Genomic DNA, 19710 nt, shown 5'->3' with positions numbered 1-19710 from the left:
AGGGGCAATATAGTCAAAATAAAACAACCAGTTCTTTTATAAGTAATAAGAAATTGTTAGTTAATCTTGAATATGTTCGGTAATTTTCAAGGAAGTGTCCGCAAAGCTTTACTATAACTACTATATTTGGAGGGGTAGCTGTGAAAAGATCTACAGTGTTAAAAAACAGGCTTAAGGAGCCTAAGGCTGTTATAGCGCCTGGAGTTTACGATTCTCTAAGTGCCAGAATTTGTGAAATGATTGGATTTGAAGCCTTACAACACTCAGGATACGGCACTGCTGCTGCTATATTAGGACAGCCTGATGTGGGACTTCTTACTCTCTCTGAGATGGCTTCTCAGGTAAAATCAATAGCAATGGCTGTAAGCATTCCTGTGGTTGGTGATGCTGATAATGGTTTTGGCAACGCTATCAATGTGTATAGAACAGTACAAGAGTATATAAATGCAGGTGCTGCGGGGCTCTTTATGGAGGATCAAGTTGCTCCCAAAAGGTGTGGGCATATGGAAGGCAAGCAGGTGATACCATATGAAGAAATGGAAGGAAAGCTTCGTGCTGCAATGGATGCCAGGAAAGACTTTGATCCAGATTTTATTATTATCTATCGAACAGACGCCATAGCAGTTAACGGATATGAAGATGCTCTTAATCGGGCTAAAAGGGCTGTTGACCTTGGAGTGGACATGATATTCATGGAAGCTATGGAAACAAGGGAACAGATTGAAAAAACTTCCTCGGAGCTAAAGGATGTTACTCTCATGCTTAATCTTATTGAGGGGGAAAAACACCCTTTATTCCGATAAAGGAAGCAGAAGAGATGGGTTATAAATGGATAGTTCCTGCTCTTTCTTCTCTTTTTGCTGCTGCTAAAGGTATGTTTGATGTTATGAGCGAGATTAAGGAAAAAGGAGTCTCAGCTAATTATCTCGATAAACTTATTTCATTTAAAGAATTTGCAGAGGTAGTTAACCTCGAAAACATTAGAAAACTGGAGGAAAAATATCTTCCCAAGAATCTCATCGATGAAAAATATAAAGGGAAAGATAAGATTGTAGTTTAATTGCGCTGCATTAGCGTTGTTAGAATTGACTAATAGGTCAATGCTTTACTATCTCAAGGAGCATTAGCGAGGTAAGTTTTATTTAAGGCCGAGGTTTAACAGGGGTTTACGGAAACTTCGGCCTTATTCGCGTAGTAAAGGTCCATACGTTGCTTTTATGATCAGGATTATTTATAGCAAACTGTCACGGGTATATGCGACTGAATAAACATCGCCAATGGTAATCATTTTAAGGATTATATTAATAACAAGGCGTTACCAAGAACTATATTTTTCAGATTTGTGAAGAAGTTAGCATGTATGGAGTGTTAAAACCTCCTTGAACTTTCTAGAATAGTAGGGTATTCTTTCTTTTGACATAAAACAAAAATTAGCTGGGAGGGTGAGGGGCTCAATGCACACAACAATGAATGTGCACAAAAAATACTTTATATTAATTCTAATAATTGGAGTATTGTTTACTTTCTTGGCCAGTGAGGCAACTGCGCAGCAAAGAAATTTTGCAGTTCATATCCCCTTTACCGGGATTGAAATGGGCACGGAAGACGAAGTTCACGTAGACGTTAATTTGAGAAACATGACAAATGACGATGTTGATGTCAAACTTGAAGTAGAACGCGATCCCAAAGCTGACAATTGGGATGTAAGGTTTGTGAGCTCCCAATGGGGCGGCTTTGGAGTCAGCAGGGTACGATTGGGGACGGGAGATGAAAATAAAGAAGTCAATATAAAGTTACGTATTAAACCGGGTGAGAACGCAGAGCCTGGAAACTACAAGTTCATCGTGAAGGCATCCGCAAATGGGGTAGCACGTGAGTATCCGGTTTTTGTGCATCTTAAAGGCGGCAAAGTGGCCGTTGATGCTGGTGCTGGCAGGATTGAGCTCGAAACGAAATATCCTGTATTAGAAGGAGCGGCTGGCAAATCATTGAGCTTTGAAATTAAGGCGAAAAACAATTCCGATAAAGAAGTAGTCGTTGATTTTGTCACTGTTACGCCATCTGGTTGGAATGCTTATGTCACCCCCAGATGGGAAACGGATAAACGAATTAATTCGATAAAAATTACTGCAAACTCGAGCGAGACCTTGAATTTTACCGTTGTTCCTCCCATTGAGACGGAGAAAGGCGAATATCCTTTGGAGTTTCATACTAAGGCCGGGGATAGCGACGTGAAGCTGGATCTCAAAGTAGTGGTGGAAGGTACATATAAATTGCAGATTGTTCCTGAGACCAGAAGGCTTAACTTCGATATAGTGGCCGGCAAGGAAAGCCAGCAGATATTCTACGTATGGAACGAAGGTTCTGCACCCATAGAAAATATATCCTTCTTAGTCGCTAGCAAGCCTGAAGACTGGGAGATCACGTTTAAGCCCGATAAGATAGGCGTTCTTGAGCCATTAGCTAAGACGGAGAAACCGGAGATAGTAGAGGTTATTTTTAAAGCTCCCGAAAGGACGATCCCGGGAGATTATCAAGTGGTGCTTACGGCAGCAGGCGACCAGGACAAACGATCCATCGAGCTCAGGGCCACCGTCAAGGTTCCCACCACTTGGGGATGGATAGGCGTTGGCATTATTATAGTAGTTATTGCGCTACTTTTTGGGATTTTTGCAAAGCTTAAGAGGCGATAAAGATGGCCTTGGTGGTTGAGGTTCAGGATCTCGTAAAAGACTATAACGGCTTTAAAGCAGTAGATGGCGTAACCTTCCACGTGGCCCAAGGCGAGATCTTCGGGCTCCTTGGGCCTAACGGGGCAGGAAAAACGACGACTATACTGATGCTACTGGGAATGACCGAGCCGACTGCCGGGGTTGTGCGCGTTTGTGGGTATGACCCGAATAAAGAACCTCTCGAGGTTAAAAGGATTACTGGTTATTTGCCTGAAAACGTGGGTTTCTACGAGGACTTAACGGCGAAGGAAAATTTGCTTTACCTTACGAAGCTTAATGGAATACCGGAAGATGTGGCTATTAAAAAGATAGATAAAGTTTTGACCACTGTCGGGCTTTTAGAGGTTAAGGATAAGCTAGTGGGTACTTATTCTAAAGGAATGAGGCAGCGTCTTGGATTGGCCTCTGTTCTTATAAAAGAACCGAAGCTTGTTATCTTGGACGAGCCAACTACGGGCATTGATCCAGAGGGCACCGAACAAGTATTGGATCTGATACGTAAAATGAGCAGGGAGATGGGGGTAAGTATTTTGCTGAGCTCTCATCTCCTATATCAAGTGCAGCAAGTTTGCGATAGGGTTGGGATAATGTTTAGGGGCAAAATGGTTGCCCAAGGAAGCATAGAAGAAATTGGCAGGCAAGTTTTAGGCGAACGAGAGGGTATCATGAAATTGACTTACGACTACATTAGCGATGAAGCATTAAGCAAGCTCGACGGGATAGATGGAGTACTCGAAAAAAAGATTGCGAACAATTCCATTATCTTAAAGTTTAATGAAGAAAGAAAGCTCGACATAGTGCGTGAGGTCGTTATGAGGGGGTTCCTTCCCATCGAGGTTAAAGGGAGGGAATATAGCTTGGAAGAGATTTATATTCGGTACTTCCGAGAGGAGTGATATTATATGAGCGGCTTACTTTCCGTGTTCCTCAAGGAATTAACCGATCAATTCGGAAGCAGGCGATTCATGCTGATAGCTTTGATCGTAGTTATAACGGGGCTATTTTCTTCATACACAGCTTCGGAAGCATTAAGAGAACAACAGTTTCTGAACGAGGAATATTTGTTTTTAAGTTTATTTTCCTTGTCAGGTGGGGGGCTTCCCTCGTTCCTATTTTTCATAAGCTTTTTCGGTCCTCTGCTTGGAATTATCCTTGGGTTTGATGCCATTAATGGAGAGCGTACGAGGGGAACGCTGAGTTTAATACTTTCTCAGCCCGTTTATCGCGATGTCATAATAAACGGGAAGTTTCTCGCCTCCATTGCTACTGTAGCTATAATGATTGCAAGCATCATGGTGATGATTGCTGGTATCTCCATTGCAAAGTTGGGGGTCGTTCCAAATGGGCAAGAGGTAGCCAGGGCCTTTTTATTCTTCATTGCGTGTATTTTGTATATAGCTTTTTGGACCAGCCTTGCGATTCTTTTTTCCATAGTTTTTGAAAAAAGCTCTACCTCTGCGCTAACGTCTATTGCGATTTGGATTTTTCTAGCATTTTTCGTTTATATGATAGCTGGTGTCATAGCTGATGAAGTTTATCCTATAACCAGGCAATCCACGCCGGAGCTGCTCGCAAAGCATGAAAGTTTGAGGACAATGTTACTGCGGTTTTCGCCGGCTGTGCTGTTGGAAGAGATTTCTGCTGCTATCTTAAATCCGACTGTGAGAGTGTTCGGGCCCATGTTTGAAACTCAATTGCAGGGCCTCATTTTAACGCCGCTCTCGCTCGGTCAAAGTATGCTTGTGGTATGGCCACAATTTGTGGCGTTGGTTGCAGCTTCCATTATTTGCTTTGCCGTATCGTATTTGGCGTTTATGAGAAAGGAAATCAGGTCAACTTAAAACCATATTTTCCGGGCTTGTTCCAAATGAGTTTTAAGCAGTTTCATGCACTAGTTTGTTTTTTAACGTAGTCCCGAAAGGGGGGTGTCCGTTTAATGGTTATTTTTATAGCATCGGTCGTCATGTACTTGCTCTTTGTATGGTCCGGAGGGATGATTCCGCTAAGCGAAGTGGTGATAGCGATCATTTTGGGCGCAATAATTACCTATGCGTGTCGCTCATGGAGTCCTGGATTATATAGGATGACTGCCCTGCGACCGGACAGGTGGATAAAGCTGATTGCTTTTATTTTTGGCCCCTTTCTATGGGGAATGACTAAAGCAAACCTTGATGTTGCCTATAGGGTCATAACGGGGAAAATTAATCCCGGCATCGTGCGTGTGGAAACTTCCTTGAGAAATGCCTACGCAATTACTATGTTGGCTAACTCCATTACGCTGACCCCGGGTACCTTGACTGTTGATGTCGATGAAGATAATGGCACTTACTACATTCATTGGATCAACATAACAAATATCGAGCCAAGTGGTAGAGATGTTTACGGTCCCTTTGAGGATTGGGCTAAGAAGGTGGTGGAGCTATGAGTGCATTTGCACTTGTATTTTTAATACTTGGCATGGCAATTCTCGCCGTGACCGGGCGCTTGATAATGGGACCTACCATTCCGGATAGAGTCGTGGCTTTGGATACGATTAACACCTTGGTGGTCGCGGCAATGATAATCCTCGGCGCTATATTTGACTCCATCGTCATGGTGGATATAGCGATCGTGTATGCTGCATTGTCTTTCGTTGGCACCTTGTTCATCGCACGTCACGTCGAGGGAGGTTTTTAAGTTGAACGGATTAACGGTAGCGATTTTGATAAAGCTGTTTTTAGGAATAGGATTAACCTTTAATGTGCTAGGAACTATAGCCTTGTACAGGTTCCCAGATGTATATACCCGTCTTCACGGAACGACAAAATGTACCACATTTGGTTCCATCTTTACTTCGGCATCAGTAGTGGTTTACGCAATATCCAAATACGTAACAACAGGTGAGCCGAGGTTTATAACCTTTACCATTCATGTCGTAATCGCAATATTTGCGCTCCTGATTACAAATCCTACAGGCGCACATGCTATAGCGCGTGCCGCACATAGAAGTGGCGTTAAACCTTTGGGGATAGTCGACAAGTTGGCGGAAAAAGAGGCGGGTGAGAATTGATCATGATGGACATAGCTCATATTGCTATACTGTTGGCGATTATGATATCCGCTTTTTTTGCAATTTGGTTCGATAATTTGCTGAATTCCGTGATCTCTTTGTGCGCAATGAGCCTGCTCATTTCGTTGGAGTTTTATATCTTGCAAGCGCCTGATGTAGCCATTGCGGAAGCTGCCATCGGAGCTGGGTTGACCACGGCCATCTATATAATGGCCCTTAGAGCTTGCCAGTCATCCGGCTGGCGCAGGAAGGGGAACGATAAAGATGAAAGGTCCTAGGATAATTTATTTAATCTTTTTCGTGGTCTTCGTGGGAATTTTGTGTCAAGGGTTATATGATATTCATCCCTTTGGCGAACCAAGAGAACCTGCCATGGATGATTACTTTATAGCCAACGCGCAAAGCGAGCGTGCGGCCAATAACGTGGTAACATCGATAGTCTTTGATTACCGTGGTTTTGACACCTTGGGAGAGGCTGCAGTGCTTTTTACTGCTGTAATGTCCGTCGCTGCGCTCTTCCGAAAGGAGGAGTAGACACTATGAAACCTTTATCGATAGTCGTCAGAACTATATGCAATATTTTTGCTTGGTTTGTGGCAATCTTTGGAGCTTATGTGATCATTCATGGAGATTTATCTCCAGGTGGAGGATTTCAGGGCGGTGCCATAGTTGCTACCTTTATTGCTCTTCTGTTAGTTGCCCATGGCGGAAAGCGCTTTTTTGAATGGGTAAAAATGGATATCTTCACTGCCTTCGAAGGCCTTGGGCTAATTACTTTTGTAGGTATTGGATTTTTAGGCCTATCCACAACTTTTTTGTACAATTTTTTGGCGTTAAAAGGCGGACTATTCGGCTCTCCTGTTACCATAGGTCCTAACGCAGGTATTTTGAACAGCTCAGGAACGATTGCTTTGGCAAATATGGCTGTGGGTCTTGAGGTCGTTGGCGGTTTGTCAACGATAATCATATTCATGTTCTTAGGCATGCGTTATGTGATGGAAGGTGGCAAGGAGGGAAGCGAAGATGATAAATAATATGCCCATGATTGCAGTCGGCGCATTGTTCGTCATAGGGTTATATGGAGTGTTATTTAAGCGCAATATCATAAAAATAGCGATTGCTGTGAGCGTAGTAGAATCCTCTACAAACCTTTTTCTTATAGTTTTAGGCTATAGGACTGGAGGCTCCATTCCTGTTTACACCTTGGCCGGTGATTTTAAGAAAATGGTTTTACCTACTCCACAGGCATTAACGCTTACCGCGATCGTAATTGGTTTAGCTACTACGGCGCTTTTGTTGACCTTGATCATGCTTTTATACAAGCATTACGAAACTTTAGATGTCTATGAGATAAGGAGGCTAAGGGGATGAGCTGGCAGGTACATCTTCCCGCCTTGGTCCTTTCCGTGCCATTGTTAGGAGCTTTTGTGGCGTTGCTAATGGTGAAGCCGATACTGCGCAATTTGTGGTTTACCTTTATTTTGGTGGCAACTACCGTGTTAGCCTTCCTTTTGTGGAGACGAGTCGGGATATCTGGAACTATGGTATATGTTATGGGTGGGGAAAAATGGAATTTGACCTTACCTTCGGGTATGGCATTGCCCATACGCATTATCATGGAGGTTGACGCCTTTGGGGCTTTTATGATTTTAACAGGTTCTTTGGCTACCTTGGCGAGTGGTTTATTTTCAATAAGATTTTTAGATCGCGTACACGATGGCAATAAGTTTGTAGCCCTATTCTTCCTCCTTTTTACTGGAATGCTTGGCCTTGAGGCGACTGGAGACCTCTTTAACTTTTTTGTCTTTCTGGAAATAGCTTCAGTGGCGTCATTTGGGCTGATCGCCTTTTGGAGAGATTCACCTGAGGCGGTAGAGGCTAGTTTTAAATATGCTGTCTTATCAATTTTTGTCGCACTTTTGTTCTTGATTGGGGTGGGCATCCTTTACGGCATCTACGGAACGCTTAACATGGCTGCTGTTGCCAAAAACATGCAAGTTGGTTTTCTTGAAAAAGTAGCGCTAGTACTTTTCATAACTTCTATGGCAATGAAATGCGGGGCTGTTCCATTGCATATGTGGGAGCCAGATGCGTACGGTCAGGCGCCTGCTGGAGTTTCTTGCTTTCTTGTTGTTGTGGGACAAGCTTCGCTTTATGGCATGTTTAGAATTGCTTTTTCCGTGTATGGACAGGCGTTTCAAGGGTCTGTTCTTGCGTGGATTATCATAGTTTTTGGCTTACTTTCCATGTTCATAGGCGTAATTATGGCCGTGATTCAAAAGGAAGCCAAGCGATTGATGGCTTACCATTGCATTTCTCAGACGGGTTACATGCTTATGGGGATCGGCTTAGGTTTGCTAGCGCTATCAAGTCCGCAAGCGATGAGTGAATATGGCTTTACAGCGATGAAGGGTGGCATTTTTCATATTATAAACAATGCCATGTACAAGGGCTTGTTATTTTTGACGGCGGGATCGCTTTTTTACGCTACGGGTACGACAGAGCTCGATAAGCTGGGCGGTATATCCAGAAATATGCCCTATACGACGATGATGTTTGCCGTGGCAGCCGCAGCAATTGCAGGTTTGCCTCCGTTCAACGGGTTTGTGTCGAAGCTTTTGATATACGAATCGTCCTTTGTCGTTCATCCCTTTTTAGCCGTAGTGGCGATGGTTACATCCATACTCACGCTTGCTTCATTCGTGAAGGTTTTTCAATCGGGGTTTTTGGGTCCATCAAGGGAGGAACTGGCTTCTACTAGGGAAGTTCCTCTAACCATGATCGTAGGCATGTCCGTTTTGTGTTTGATGATCTTGGGGTTGAGCTTGATGCCAAATTGGGCGTTATCTAATTTGATCGAACCAGCTGCTCGTGATTTGGTCAATCAGGCCAGCTACATTCAGGCGGTAATGGGGAGTGGATTGTGATGACGATTGGGACCCTATACACAGGTTTTGGTTATTGGAACGTCTATGCCTGGATAATGTTTTTTGCCATTGGGGCGTTGGTAGTTTTATTCATTCGCTTTACGGGCAGGAGCGATTACGAAAAGGGTACATATCAAGACGAAGTGTTTTACGGTGGTAATCCAGTTCCGCAAGATGGAGAGGATCTGGCTGTCCCAGCCAGTTCGTCTTACTGGGGATTTACAAAAGCCCTTGCCAGTTTTTATGAAGTACTGGTAAATCTTCATACGGGCATCCTTTCCGACTATATGGGCTTTCTCATCGTCACGGCTGCTATCATTTCGCTTTTGATTCTTTTGTAGGAGGATCGTGTTATGTTTAAGATGGACATAAAAAAAGAGCTTGGAATTTTACCAAAGTCAATATGGGCTTTTCACTGCAACAGTGGATCCTGTAATGGCTGTGATATTGAAATAGTGGCTCTGCTTACGCCGCGGTATGACATAGAACGCTTCGGAATGAAGTTGGTGGGATCTCCAAGGCATGCCGATGCGCTCCTTGTGACTGGTCCAGTTACGAAATATATGACTGATCGGTTGCGCCGCATTTACGCTCAAATACCTGGTCCGAAGGTCGTCGTAGTCGTAGGCAACTGCGGTGCCTCTGGTGACGTATTTTATAAATCATACAATTTGGATGGACCAGTGGATAACATACTTCCAGTAGATGTATATGTTCACGGATGCCCTCCCAGGCCCGAAGCCATCATAGATGGAGTGACCAAGGCGATCGTTAAGCTCGAGGAAAAGAGAAAAGAGCTTCTTGAGTCGGGAGGCGGTGGCAATGTATAAGGCAATGCTAAACTTTGAAGCCAGACCAGCGGAGGAGCTAAAATCCTTTTTGGAAGAAAAATTAGGAAATAAAATTAAAAATATAGAAATAAGAGCCAGAACTGCCGGCAAGGAGGAAAAAGTGGCCTTCCATGACCTTTGGATCTCTTGCAGCAAAGACGCCCTCATCGAGTTGGTCGATCTTCTTTCTGAATTTGACTTTCCCATATTTCACGTTATCTCGGGTGATGATGTAGGAGATTGCATTTTGCTAAATTATCATTTTTCTTTATTTTCAAGCGCTGGGCGCGGCAAAAGACTTGGCGTCGTCGTCTCGGTATTAGTGCCGAAAAATGAACTTTCAGTGCCTTCCCTTTACGATCGCATTCCGGGAATAGAATATAGCGAGCGAGAAATGCACGAGATGTTGGGCGTGTTTTTCGAAAGCTTACCAGATCGATCACTGGTTTTTTTGCCCGAAGATTGGGATGAGAAAGTTCACCCATGGCGACGCGATGAGTCGGGGCTTTCTTCGAGACACATAAGGGAACTTTCTTAGAAGGGTGATGAACAATGGCTGAGGAAAATAAGACTTATACCATTCCTATTGGCCCTGTACACGTCGGCTTGAAGGAGCCCATCACCGCGTGGTTGCAGGTGGACGGTGAAAGGATAGTCGACGTACGCATAAGACCTGGCGCCATACACAGGGGAATAGAATACATGGCAAGAGAAAGAAATCCCATTCAGGTGATCTACTTAGCTGAAAGGATTTGCGGGATTTGTTCTTTTGCCCATATAGTCTCCTTCGTGCGCGTAGTGGAAGATGCTACGGGTATCCCCGTGCCGCCCAGAGCAAAATATATACGGACAATCCTGCTCGAGCTTGAGCGTATTCATTCCCACATCCTGTGGGCGGGTGTGGCCTGTTACACCCTCGGGTATGACTCGGCCTTTAATCTGGGCATGTTGCTTCGAGAAAAGGTTATGGACGTATTGGAGGCCATGACGGGAAACAGAGTGAATTACGGGGTAGGAACTATAGGAGGTGTACGCTGGGATATCACTCCTAAGGTTGCAAAAGCTATAAATGAGATGCTCGATTATTATAACCGTGAGTTTTCGTACTTTTATAATGTAGTCACCGAAGATCCGATCGTGAAAGCAAGAATGAGAAATGTAGGCGTGCTTTCAAAAGAAAACGCCATAAGATATTGCGCAGTAGGCCCGACTGCAAGGGCTAGCGGATTGCGCATGGACTTGAGATGGTCATCTCCCTATGAGGCGTACGAAGACCTGGAAGTGGAGCCTGTCGTTCCTCAGGATTACTTAGGAAAAGTTCATGGAGATGTCTTTGACAGGTTTTTTGTTAGGGTTATGGAAGTCTATCAGTCCTTAGATATAGTAAAAAAGTGTATGGACGGATTGCCTGATGGACCTATCATGCACGAGTCAAAGCCTGCAAAATTGCTTAGCCTTTTAAAGGAAGCTGAGGGCGTGGGGCAATCTTCTATAGAGGCTCCCAGGGGCGATGATACTCATGCCATCAAATTAACCAAGGGAGAAGAGAACATTACATGGTGGAAGGTAAGGGCGCCGACTTATGCGAATGCAATGTCGTGGCCCATCATGTTTAAAGACCAGGAAATTGCCGATGCGCCATTAATCATCAACAGCATTGACCCATGCATTTCTTGCATGGAAAGAATGCTAGTTGTGGACGAAAAGGGCTCATCTACTATGACCACCAAGGAAGAGCTCATTAAGTTATGCCGCGACAAGACTAGGAGGCTGATGCATCGATGAACTCATTACTCGCAAGGGTGATATCAGGATTTGCACTATTTTGTCTTGTCATAATCATTGCGCTTTTATATGAAGGTATTGACAGGATCGTGCATGCCAGGATGCAGAGGCGTTTTGGCCCGCCTTTGCTGCAGCCCTTTTACGATGTAATAAAATTGCTGGGCAAGGAATCTATAGTGCCGAGAAGGGCTGTTAGGACGGTATTTCAGGCGTCTCCATGGATGGCAATGGTGCTAGTGCTAGTGATTTTCCTTTATATACCAATCGGCTCTATACCGCCCATTTTGGCGGGAAACGGAGACATGATATTAATCCTTTACCTTCTGGCAGCATCTGCCGTGATGATGGTCGTAGGAGGTTTTGCCAGCGGTTCTCCTTACGCCAATGTAGGTTCTCAGCGAGAGATGGTTTTGATGATGAGTTACGAACTTCCTTTGGCTTTAGTGGTGTTGACTCTAGCATGGGTGGTTTATAAAAAAGGAGTTCCCGGGGCTCCCTTTAGCCTTGAGACCTTTGTCGCCGTTCCCGTATGGAAGACCGTTGGTCTTGTAGGTGCCATGGGCTTACTCGCCCTGCTATTGGCACTGCTGGGCGTCATTCCGGCGGAGGTGGGCAAGGTTCCCATGGATATAGCCGAAGCAAAGACCGAAATTTTAGAGGGGTTATTGACCGAATATTCAGGAAGAAATCTGGCGCTTTTCAAACTCACGTTTGCCTTGAGATCCCTTGCTATGTCTGCGCTGTTGGTACCTTTATTTTTCCCGTTTTCATTAGGAAAGTTGCTCGGTTTGAACGGAGCCTATTTTGTCGTAATTGATTTTTTATGGTTTTGGGTAAAGGTTTTACTTGTTCAGATTGTGGCAATTACTATCGTGAGGACCATGTACGGAAGGTTTAAGATATGGCAGGCTTCCCAGTTTTATTGGTTTCAAATGGGAGGATTGGCGCTAGCGGGGATGATCCTCGTCTCGCTTGACGTGATGCTTTTTTAGGGGGGACATAAATTGATAAATAAGATGTTTCTTATGATTTTAAAACAGTTTATTAAAAAGCCTTTCACCAACTTGTTTCCACTTGCGCGCATACCAGATCACTTGACGGCAATTCTAAAGAAAGTTGAAGCAGGGGAGGCGAAGATTAATACGCCCCTGCCTACGCCTGAAGGTTTTAGGGGAAGAATATCATATGATAAGGGCAAGTGTATCGGATGCAGGTTGTGCATCCGAGTATGTCCCGCAAATGCAATATCCTACATTGCTGAAGAAAAGAAAATAATGGTGCATATCGATAGGTGTTGTTTTTGTGCCCAGTGCACCGAAATATGTCCCGTGCAGTGTTTATCGATGAGCGACGAATTTTTGTTATCCTCCTTCGATCGAAAGAAGCAAGTGGTTGCAGGAAGCAATTAGCGACTAAATTAAGAAAGACCCGAGCATGAAATTTGTGTGTTCCTTTCAAGCTCGGGTCTTAAGGACGTGTGAAACACCCCTTGTCCCGTTTAATTAACCCAAAATTCCCCAATGGGCGAGCCTTTTTTTAGTTTCCTCCCTGCCCAGTAGCTCTATAACCTCAAATATACCGGGGCTTACCTTGGTGCCGGTTAGCAATATTCTCAAGGGCATGGCTATTTTTTTCAAAGGGACTTTTTTGTTCGCGCTCCACTCCCTGGCAAATTCTTCCAAAGCCTTCGAGTCCCATCGGGAGAGCTTTATCATATCATTGCAAAAGGGACGAAGCACTTCCCTGACGTTTTCTGTGTATTCAAAGTCCACCCTTTCCTTGACTGGTTCAAAGGTTAAAAAGTAGTCTGTATATTCTGCCAGTTCCTTTAAGGTTTGCCCTCTCCCGTCCATTATTTCTAGGACCTTTGCCAGGTATTCCGGACTATGTTTTTCGATGGGAAGGTCAAGGGCCACCCAGAAAGGTTTTACCGCTTCTAAGCGCCTCTCGGGATCCATGCGCTTAATGTGTTCTTGGTTGATGTGGCGTAATTTATCCATGTCAAATACAGAGGCGCGTTTGTTGACGTCTTTGATGTCAAACCATTTGATTGCCTCTTCTACGGAAAAGATCTCACGATTATCCCCGGGAGACCAACCCAAAAGGGCCAGGAAGTTAAAAAGCGCTTCAGGCAAAAAGCCCATTTCCTTATATTCAAGCACGCTGGTAGCGCCGTGTCGTTTAGAAAGCTTCTTTTTATCCTTTCCCAATATCATTGGAAGGTGGGCAAATTCGGGCAGTTTTATCCCCAAGGCTTTGTAGAGCAAAATTTGTTTTGGGGTATTAGCGATATGATCTTCGCCTCTTATCACGTGTGTTATAGCCATAGTGAAATCGTCAATGACTACAGCGTAATTATAGGTCGGCGTACCATCGCTTTTTATGAGTACAATATCTTTTAATGTCTCGCTTTTAACCTCAATGTGACCGTAAACTATGTCGTCAAAGGAGACGACCTCTCCAGGCATGACCCTGAAAATAACGGCTTCACCTTCACGGTAAGCCAATCCTTCGTTTAAAAGCTTGTCTGCGTAACTGTGGTATATGTCCAACCTTTCTGATTGACGATACGGACCGTATGGCCCACCAATTTGTGGCCCTTCGTCCCAGTGAAGGCCGAGCCATTCAAGACCTGAATATATATTTTCCTCATATTCTTTGGTGGAGCGTTCTCTGTCCGAATCCTCGATGCGAAGCACAAATTTACCACCCTCGTGTCTGGCCCAAAGCCAGTTAAAAAGCGCAGTATGGGCACCTCCGATGTGAAGGTTTCCCGTCGGACTTGGCGCAAAGCGAACTCTAACTTCTTCGGTCATATTTTAATACCTCCTGATATTAAGAGCATTTGATGTAATATGCTGATAGCTTGCTGCTAAATCATGTTCGACTTAATAAACTTGCTAGAAGTTATTTTTGTAGTCGCGCATCACTTGTATTACAATTGTATCAAAACTATAAAGGAGATGTGTCATCTTTTGAGCGGAGAAAGGACTCTTTTGGTGGACGGGCATGCTTTGGCATTTAGGGCGTACTACGCATTACCCGAGCTAAACGCGCCAGATGGGACACCTACCAACGCTGTGCTGGGGTTTTTAAATATGCTACTTAAGGTAATAAACGACGAAAAACCAGATCGAGTAGTGATATTTTTTGATGCAAAGGGCGAGACCTTTCGACACAAGGCATATGAAGAGTACAAAGAAGGAAGGCCGCCAGCACCAGAGGAATTTAAAGCGCAAATACCCATACTTAAAGAGCTTATGAAGCACTTCGGCTACCCTGTAGTGGAGATAGAAGGTGTAGAGGCTGACGATGCCATTGCTTCTTATGTGCGCTCTTTAAAGGATAAAGGGGAGATTTTGGTCTTGACAGCTGATAAGGATATGCTCCAGCTGGTCAGGGCCAACGCAAAGGTGTTGAGGCCCATAAAGGGAGTCTCAACGTTTAAGATTTATGACGAAAAGACCTTTGAGGAGGAATTTGGCTTCCCCCCTTCATCTTTTCCAGATTACCTGGCTCTTATTGGAGACAAGGCGGACAATATCCCAGGCATCCCTGGGATAGGACCCAAGAGGGCGTCGGCGTTAATACAAAAGTACGGTAGTTTAGAAAATATTTATGAGTATTTGGACGAATTGCCACCCAGGATTACTTCAAATTTGAAGGAGAAAAAAGAAGAGTTATTTCAATGGAGAGAACTTATTCGCCTGCGCGATACGCTAGAAATAGATCCAAAGGTATTCGAGCAAAATGGGCATCGAGACGATGAGGCTTTAGTCGATATATTCGAAAAATTGGGTTTCAGGCAAATACCAGAAAGGCTCGGGCTCAAGGTCCAGGATGAGAGGATCAAAAAAACCCCCGATATCGTGGATAGATCCGAAACGACGAGTCAACTAACCGAAGCACATGACGATGAAAATAAAACCGTTTCCTTGTCTTTTGAGGCCGAAGGGCGGTACCCTCAAAGCTTTAAGATGACAAAGTGCGCTGTGGCAAAAAAGGACGGCTCGGTATACGTGATCGACACAAGGGAATCTGAAGATTACGACAAATTGATGGAAAAGATAAAAGGTCAAAGGTTATTGCTTTGGGGTTTCAAGGAATTAACAACAGCCTTAAAACGGTCACCCTGTGCTCCAGACGACGTCTGGGACGGGAAAATAGCTTACTACTTACTGCATCCAGACATGTCAACGTCAAAAGAAGGTTTAAAGAAGATAAAAGAGGCGAGAAACAGCGAGGCGGGACTGGAAGAGGAAGCTTTGTCACTTTTTGATATATGTAAAAAGCTGTCTGCACAGATGGATCACGAGCTACTCGAACTAATGTACCGAATAGATGTGCCACTATCGCTCGTGCTCTCGAAGATGGAAATGCACGGAATACGCATGGACCTCGATCTTCTTTGGAAAATTAAGGAAAAGCTTGAAAGGACTTTAGAAGACGTCAATGCTTCCATTGACATGGCCGCTGGTTCAAAGGTCAATCTAAATTCCCCGAAACAGGTAGGATGGTTGCTCTTTGAGCACCTGGGATTGCCCGTGATCAAAAGGACAAAGACGGGATATTCCACGGATGTTACCGTACTTGAAGAGCTAAGTCGCCTGGATCGCCCCGAGGCTTTAGTTGCAAAACTTCTCTTGGATCATCGTGAGTTATCCAAGATGCTTACGGGTTTTGTGCAGCCGTTGATCGATGCGATTGATCCAAAAACTGGAAAGGTACACACAACCTTTGAGCATACAAGTACGGGGACAGGTCGTTTGAGCAGCAGAGATCCCAACCTTCAAAATCTCCCTGCATATGGCGATTGGGCAATAAGGCTTAAAGAAGCTTTCATACCGAGCCGTCAGGGAGGCAAATTTATTGGGGCTGATTATTCTCAGATAGAACTGAGGGTGCTAGCACATATATCTGGTGACGAAAAGCTTCGTGAGGCTTTCGAAAGAGGCAGAGACATCCATGCCGAAACTGCTGCGTGGGTCTTTGGCATAGATTCCGAAAGTGTTTCCCCCGAGTTAAGGAGAATGGCCAAAATGATAAATTTTGGCCTGCTTTACGGCATGACGCCTTACGGCCTTGCCTCAAGACTCGGGATCGGAAGAGAAGAGGCAAAAGCCATTATTGAGCGCTACTTTTCGGGTTTTCCCAAAGTGAGGGAATATATAGAAAAAAGCTATGAAGAAGCGAAAAAAAGAGGATACACTCTTTCTTTGTTCGGCAGGAGAAGGCCCTTGAGCGAGGTTACCACCGTTGAGGGTAATAATACTGCGGCATTAAAAAGAGTGGCCATAAATACTCCCATTCAAAGTACTGCCGCTGATATAACGAAGCTTGCTATGATACGTTTTGATGAAGCTCTTCAAACAGAGCATATTGATGCAAATTTAGTTTTACAGGTGCACGATTCTTTAATATGTGAGTGTTATTCTAAGGATGAAGCTCTGGTGTCCGAGCTTCTTAAAAGAAACATGGAAGAAGTAGTGAAGCTTTCCGTGCCACTGGAGGTTGACATAAAAAGTGGGTACACCCTGGCGGAAGTGTGATGTCTTTGTTTACCTTCGTATTGTGAAGGCAGAGGCAAACAACCATAGGGCGAGCCAATACAAGTGAGTGCTTTGCGGTAAGATTATGAACCCAACTCCAAAAATAAGTAGTGAAAGGACCGAGAAAAGGCGAGTGGTACCATGAGAGACGTTCTCTGTCCTTTGGCTTGACACAGCAGCAGAGGTAGTTGAGGAGATGTCAAGAAATGCGCGCTTGATCTTTTCCTTGCCCAGCTCCATTAAAAGCAGGGGCTTGAGGTTTAATATTGAGGTTACCTCTTGGAAACTCTCGTCTAACAGTTCCTCAAATCCGATTTCCGGATAAAGGGTATGGAGCGTTCCCTCAAGCATAGATAGAGCTTTAACTTGATAAAGCAGGGGCTTGGGTATTTTTATCCCCCAGATGGGGCTTTGTGAAATCAGGTCTTTTAACATATCTGGTAGTGAAAGTTGACCCAAAGGTCTGTGGAGATAATCTTCAAGAAAGTCATAGATTTCATTCTCAAGGGCCAAAGGATCAACATGGCCCTGAATTACCCCTAGTGATGCAAGGCTGCTATAAACTAAACTTACATCTCTTCGCAAAAGCCCCCAAAAGAGGAGCATGGATTTACGTCTGATCTTTTCGGATAAAAAACAGGTAGCGCCATAATCTAAAAGCACCAAAGAATTCTCGTCTATTAGGATGTTGCCGAAGTGCGGATCGGAATGGACCATGCCGTCTTTTAGGAATTTAAACAAGTATGTTTTGGTCAAAGAGAGAGCCATATGGCGGCGTCTAAACCGGGATAGCCCCTGCACTGCTTTATCTAATCTGATGCCACTGTGAAAGGACATGGTTAGTACGTTTTTGGTGCATAATTCGGGGTATCCTTTCGGTACTTTTACTTCCCACTCGGGGGGCAATCCCTCGCCATACTTTCTCATACAGGCAAGTTCTCTGAGCAAATCGAGCTCCTTTATTATGTTGGTCGAGAACTCATCCAACGTATCCTTGAGATCTATGGGAAATGCCTGTGTTTTGGGCAGTCTTTTGATCAAAAACCTCATGATTTTTATGTCCTCATCGATGAGTTGCTCTACACCCGGCCTTAAGATTTTCATTGCAGCCACATGCCCGTTTTTTAAGGTGCATTTGTGTACCTGAGCCAAACTTGCTGCTCCAACGGGATTCGGATCCCAAAAAGTCACTTCATTCATCGATGTTCCTAGTTCCTTATTTACGAGATTTAATACCTTGTCTGTAGGCGAGGGAGGTAGTTCGTCCAGAAGATGTGACAATGCCTCAGCAATTATTGGGGGCAATATGTCATAATGACAGCTTAACATTTGACCGAGCTTTATGAAGGAGGGCCCAAGCCGTTCAAATCTTGCCTTTATGTCTGCAACCTCATCCTCAGGAATGGTCTTATAGCTGCGTAAGCTCAAGTTGCGTAACTTGAGAAATAAAGGTATGGCATTTAAAGCCAGCTCGCTGCCCCTCGTTAAAATGCCCAAAAATATCACCTCTTTGTTAGATGATTATATTATATATGGAGATATACCTATTTTGATAAAATGCTTGTTGGTATATACTATAGGGCATTGAGAGTGAATTTTGCTTTGACGAATCATGCAAGAGGAAAGGGGAAGGTTAAATGGTTTTGAAGACGCTTCGTACCAAGACAAAAGGAATCATGATTATCGTCGCCGTTGCATTTGTGATCTCGATCTTTGCCGGGTATGGATTTTACTCTAGAAAGGGCGATTCTTCTGCTGGCAAGGACCGAGTTGTAGCAAAGGCTAATGGCACTAACATTATGCTTTCGCAGATAGACATGGGCGTCAGACAACTTATGGAGCAGATGGGAATTAGCAACTTAGCGCAAGAACAGTATTACGTATTGAGGAAACACATTTTAGATCAAATCATTTTGGACATGGAGCTGGACAAGGAAGTAAAGAAAAATAAGATTGAAGTTGCAGATGAAGAAATAGAAGCTGCGATGGAGCGGATAGCTGCTCAATTCCCAACAAAGGAAGCATATCAGGATTATTTAAAGGCATATAATATACGAGAAGAAGATCTAAAAAAGGAGCTTAGTAGGCAGCTTGCCCAACAAAAGCTGTTACAGGCCGTTGTGAAAGTTGATGACACTATCACAGAAGAGGAAGTTAAAGAGTTTTATGAGGTCAACGGCGATACTTATTTCGTTCGACCGGAGGGTCTTTGGGTCAATTATGCAATCTTTTCCGATGGCAAAATTGCGCAAGAAGCAAGGGATGCCTTAGCGGATGGACAGCCTTGGGATGAGGTAATGGAACGTTATAGCGATAAGATATTGCATAGCACGCCCTATGATAATCCTTTATTGTTGTCCATGGCAACCATAGAGGCTCAGGAGGGAATGGCTTCTTTGAGGGAATTAAAGGCGGGAGACGTGAGTCAACCCACCCAACTGGATACAGATCAGATAGCAGTTTATTTAGTCAAAGAGCACCAAAAACAAGAGAAAATTCCCTTTGAAGAAGTTAAAGACAGCATCAAATTAGCGTTGAACCAGCAAAAGATGCAAGCCCAACGTCAGGCTTATTTGCAGGAATTAATAGACAACGCTGATGTCAATATTGTCGACGCGTCTGTGTTCGAGGCACCACAACGGCAAGAACAGCCTCAACAACCTGATGGTCAACAAGATGTTGATGAACAGCAGTCCGAAACTAGCACAAACGAGGCAGCTCAACAAAGTGACTTGCCATCTCAAGAATCACAAGAATCGCAGTCTGTCCAACAATCCCAAAGTGACAGCGAGACAAAGTAAGGTCGATGGCCTTTAACTATTTCTAGCGAAGAAATAG

The 19710-nt window shown here is 44.1% G+C and carries 23 protein-coding genes; 21 read left to right on the top strand and 2 right to left on the bottom strand.

Annotated features, from left to right (window positions below):
• The first annotated feature begins 140 nt into the window (after positions 1-140).
• The 19 genes from AC5SXE_RS00690 (at position 141) to AC5SXE_RS00600 (ending at position 12732) form a co-directional block, all read left to right on the top strand.
• On the top strand, positions 141-803 hold the full coding sequence (locus AC5SXE_RS00690; protein ID WP_493916294.1) for an isocitrate lyase/PEP mutase family protein: 663 nt from the start codon (positions 141-143) through the stop codon (positions 801-803).
• A 14-nt stretch (positions 804-817) separates the two neighbouring features.
• Entirely contained in the window at positions 818-1060 is a 243-nt protein-coding gene (locus tag AC5SXE_RS00685) for a hypothetical protein (RefSeq protein ID WP_493916293.1), read from the top strand.
• Positions 1061-1454: 394 nt separating this feature from the next.
• Positions 1455-2693, top strand: a complete 1239-nt coding sequence (locus AC5SXE_RS00680) for a COG1470 family protein (RefSeq protein WP_310846818.1) — start codon at positions 1455-1457, stop codon at positions 2691-2693.
• Between the two features lie 2 nt (positions 2694-2695).
• Positions 2696-3628, top strand: a complete 933-nt coding sequence (locus AC5SXE_RS00675) for an ABC transporter ATP-binding protein (RefSeq protein WP_303884493.1) — start codon at positions 2696-2698, stop codon at positions 3626-3628.
• Positions 3629-3634: 6 nt separating this feature from the next.
• On the top strand, positions 3635-4573 hold the full coding sequence (locus AC5SXE_RS00670; RefSeq protein ID WP_310846815.1) for an ABC transporter permease: 939 nt from the start codon (positions 3635-3637) through the stop codon (positions 4571-4573).
• A gap of 95 nt (positions 4574-4668) precedes the next feature.
• Positions 4669-5157 carry a Na+/H+ antiporter subunit E gene (locus AC5SXE_RS00665; protein ID WP_303884489.1) on the top strand — a complete coding sequence of 163 codons (489 nt, stop codon included), beginning with the start codon at positions 4669-4671 and terminating at the stop codon, positions 5155-5157.
• A complete protein-coding gene (locus tag AC5SXE_RS00660) occupies positions 5154-5408 on the top strand; it encodes a monovalent cation/H+ antiporter complex subunit F (RefSeq protein ID WP_310846811.1) in 255 nt (84 codons plus the stop codon). The genes AC5SXE_RS00665 and AC5SXE_RS00660 overlap by 4 nt, the downstream gene beginning before the upstream one ends.
• Position 5409: 1 nt before the next feature.
• Entirely contained in the window at positions 5410-5781 is a 372-nt protein-coding gene (mnhG, locus tag AC5SXE_RS00655) for a monovalent cation/H(+) antiporter subunit G (protein ID WP_310846808.1), read from the top strand.
• 2 nt (positions 5782-5783) lie between these two features.
• Positions 5784-6059: a Na(+)/H(+) antiporter subunit B gene (locus AC5SXE_RS00650; RefSeq protein ID WP_303884259.1), complete on the top strand. Its 276-nt coding sequence runs from the start codon at positions 5784-5786 to the stop codon at positions 6057-6059.
• Positions 6046-6315: a hydrogen gas-evolving membrane-bound hydrogenase subunit E gene (mbhE, locus tag AC5SXE_RS00645; protein WP_303884258.1), complete on the top strand. Its 270-nt coding sequence runs from the start codon at positions 6046-6048 to the stop codon at positions 6313-6315. The genes AC5SXE_RS00650 and mbhE overlap by 14 nt, the downstream gene beginning before the upstream one ends.
• 5 nt (positions 6316-6320) lie before the next feature.
• Positions 6321-6815 carry an MnhB domain-containing protein gene (locus AC5SXE_RS00640; protein ID WP_493916292.1) on the top strand — a complete coding sequence of 165 codons (495 nt, stop codon included), beginning with the start codon at positions 6321-6323 and terminating at the stop codon, positions 6813-6815.
• A complete protein-coding gene (locus tag AC5SXE_RS00635) occupies positions 6805-7152 on the top strand; it encodes a sodium:proton antiporter (protein ID WP_303884256.1) in 348 nt (115 codons plus the stop codon). The genes AC5SXE_RS00640 and AC5SXE_RS00635 overlap by 11 nt, the downstream gene beginning before the upstream one ends.
• Positions 7149-8708 carry a proton-conducting transporter transmembrane domain-containing protein gene (locus tag AC5SXE_RS00630; protein ID WP_303884254.1) on the top strand — a complete coding sequence of 520 codons (1560 nt, stop codon included), beginning with the start codon at positions 7149-7151 and terminating at the stop codon, positions 8706-8708. Before AC5SXE_RS00635 ends, AC5SXE_RS00630 begins: the two co-directional genes overlap by 4 nt.
• A complete protein-coding gene (gene mbhI, locus AC5SXE_RS00625; RefSeq protein WP_303884252.1) occupies positions 8708-9049 on the top strand; it encodes a membrane-bound hydrogenase complex subunit MbhI in 342 nt (113 codons plus the stop codon). The genes AC5SXE_RS00630 and mbhI overlap by 1 nt, the downstream gene beginning before the upstream one ends.
• Positions 9050-9061: 12 nt before the next feature.
• Positions 9062-9538 (top strand): NADH-quinone oxidoreductase subunit B family protein, encoded by a 477-nt coding sequence (locus tag AC5SXE_RS00620; protein ID WP_433913118.1) that lies wholly within the window; start codon positions 9062-9064, stop codon positions 9536-9538.
• On the top strand, positions 9531-10076 hold the full coding sequence (locus AC5SXE_RS00615; protein WP_303884250.1) for an NADH-quinone oxidoreductase subunit C: 546 nt from the start codon (positions 9531-9533) through the stop codon (positions 10074-10076). The genes AC5SXE_RS00620 and AC5SXE_RS00615 overlap by 8 nt, the downstream gene beginning before the upstream one ends.
• Before the next feature lie 14 nt (positions 10077-10090).
• Entirely contained in the window at positions 10091-11323 is a 1233-nt protein-coding gene (locus AC5SXE_RS00610) for a hydrogenase large subunit (protein WP_493916291.1), read from the top strand.
• Entirely contained in the window at positions 11320-12315 is a 996-nt protein-coding gene (locus AC5SXE_RS00605) for a respiratory chain complex I subunit 1 family protein (RefSeq protein ID WP_303884246.1), read from the top strand. The genes AC5SXE_RS00610 and AC5SXE_RS00605 overlap by 4 nt, the downstream gene beginning before the upstream one ends.
• A 12-nt stretch (positions 12316-12327) precedes the next feature.
• Entirely contained in the window at positions 12328-12732 is a 405-nt protein-coding gene (locus tag AC5SXE_RS00600) for a 4Fe-4S binding protein (protein WP_303884244.1), read from the top strand.
• A gap of 93 nt (positions 12733-12825) precedes the next feature.
• Here the strand turns inward: AC5SXE_RS00600 and gltX are convergent, their stop codons facing one another.
• Positions 12826-14139: a glutamate--tRNA ligase gene (gltX, locus tag AC5SXE_RS00595; RefSeq protein ID WP_303884243.1), complete on the bottom strand. Its 1314-nt coding sequence runs from the start codon at positions 14137-14139 to the stop codon at positions 12826-12828.
• 159 nt (positions 14140-14298) lie between these two features.
• Between gltX and polA the strand changes: the two genes are divergently transcribed.
• Entirely contained in the window at positions 14299-16872 is a 2574-nt protein-coding gene (gene polA / locus AC5SXE_RS00590) for a DNA polymerase I (RefSeq protein ID WP_493916290.1), read from the top strand.
• 9 nt (positions 16873-16881) lie between these two features.
• On the opposite strand, the gene AC5SXE_RS00585 is transcribed toward polA, so the two are convergent.
• Entirely contained in the window at positions 16882-18369 is a 1488-nt protein-coding gene (locus AC5SXE_RS00585; protein WP_433913120.1) for an ABC1 kinase family protein, read from the bottom strand.
• Between the two features lie 140 nt (positions 18370-18509).
• Here AC5SXE_RS00585 and AC5SXE_RS00580 point away from each other — a divergent pair, with 140 nt between their 5' ends.
• Positions 18510-19673 (top strand): peptidylprolyl isomerase, encoded by a 1164-nt coding sequence (locus tag AC5SXE_RS00580; RefSeq protein WP_303884235.1) that lies wholly within the window; start codon positions 18510-18512, stop codon positions 19671-19673.
• Positions 19674-19710 lie beyond the last annotated feature (37 nt).

It is taken from the genome of Acetomicrobium sp. (genome assembly GCF_059026225.1).
The sequence above is the reverse complement of the archived record's forward strand: the minus strand, read 5'-3'. Positions and strand labels throughout refer to the sequence as shown.

What these genes read in the sequence shown, in the direction of transcription:
- AC5SXE_RS00685 (WP_493916293.1), top strand. Translation starts at nt 818, where the DNA reads ATGGGTTATAAATGGATAGTTCCTGCTCTTTCTTCTCTTTTTGCTGCT.
- AC5SXE_RS00680 (WP_310846818.1), top strand. Translation starts at nt 1,455, where the DNA reads ATGCACACAACAATGAATGTGCACAAAAAATACTTTATATTAATTCTA.
- AC5SXE_RS00675 (WP_303884493.1), top strand. Translation starts at nt 2,696, where the DNA reads ATGGCCTTGGTGGTTGAGGTTCAGGATCTCGTAAAAGACTATAACGGC.
- AC5SXE_RS00670 (WP_310846815.1), top strand. Translation starts at nt 3,635, where the DNA reads ATGAGCGGCTTACTTTCCGTGTTCCTCAAGGAATTAACCGATCAATTC.
- AC5SXE_RS00665 (WP_303884489.1), top strand. Translation starts at nt 4,669, where the DNA reads ATGGTTATTTTTATAGCATCGGTCGTCATGTACTTGCTCTTTGTATGG.
- AC5SXE_RS00660 (WP_310846811.1), top strand. Translation starts at nt 5,154, where the DNA reads ATGAGTGCATTTGCACTTGTATTTTTAATACTTGGCATGGCAATTCTC.
- AC5SXE_RS00650 (WP_303884259.1), top strand. Translation starts at nt 5,784, where the DNA reads ATGATGGACATAGCTCATATTGCTATACTGTTGGCGATTATGATATCC.
- mbhE (WP_303884258.1), top strand. Translation starts at nt 6,046, where the DNA reads ATGAAAGGTCCTAGGATAATTTATTTAATCTTTTTCGTGGTCTTCGTG.
- AC5SXE_RS00640 (WP_493916292.1), top strand. Translation starts at nt 6,321, where the DNA reads ATGAAACCTTTATCGATAGTCGTCAGAACTATATGCAATATTTTTGCT.
- AC5SXE_RS00635 (WP_303884256.1), top strand. Translation starts at nt 6,805, where the DNA reads ATGATAAATAATATGCCCATGATTGCAGTCGGCGCATTGTTCGTCATA.
- AC5SXE_RS00630 (WP_303884254.1), top strand. Translation starts at nt 7,149, where the DNA reads ATGAGCTGGCAGGTACATCTTCCCGCCTTGGTCCTTTCCGTGCCATTG.
- mbhI (WP_303884252.1), top strand. Translation starts at nt 8,708, where the DNA reads ATGACGATTGGGACCCTATACACAGGTTTTGGTTATTGGAACGTCTAT.
- AC5SXE_RS00620 (WP_433913118.1), top strand. Translation starts at nt 9,062, where the DNA reads ATGTTTAAGATGGACATAAAAAAAGAGCTTGGAATTTTACCAAAGTCA.
- AC5SXE_RS00615 (WP_303884250.1), top strand. Translation starts at nt 9,531, where the DNA reads ATGTATAAGGCAATGCTAAACTTTGAAGCCAGACCAGCGGAGGAGCTA.
- AC5SXE_RS00610 (WP_493916291.1), top strand. Translation starts at nt 10,091, where the DNA reads ATGGCTGAGGAAAATAAGACTTATACCATTCCTATTGGCCCTGTACAC.
- AC5SXE_RS00605 (WP_303884246.1), top strand. Translation starts at nt 11,320, where the DNA reads ATGAACTCATTACTCGCAAGGGTGATATCAGGATTTGCACTATTTTGT.
- gltX (WP_303884243.1), bottom strand. Translation starts at nt 14,139, where the DNA reads ATGACCGAAGAAGTTAGAGTTCGCTTTGCGCCAAGTCCGACGGGAAAC.
- AC5SXE_RS00580 (WP_303884235.1), top strand. Translation starts at nt 18,510, where the DNA reads ATGGTTTTGAAGACGCTTCGTACCAAGACAAAAGGAATCATGATTATC.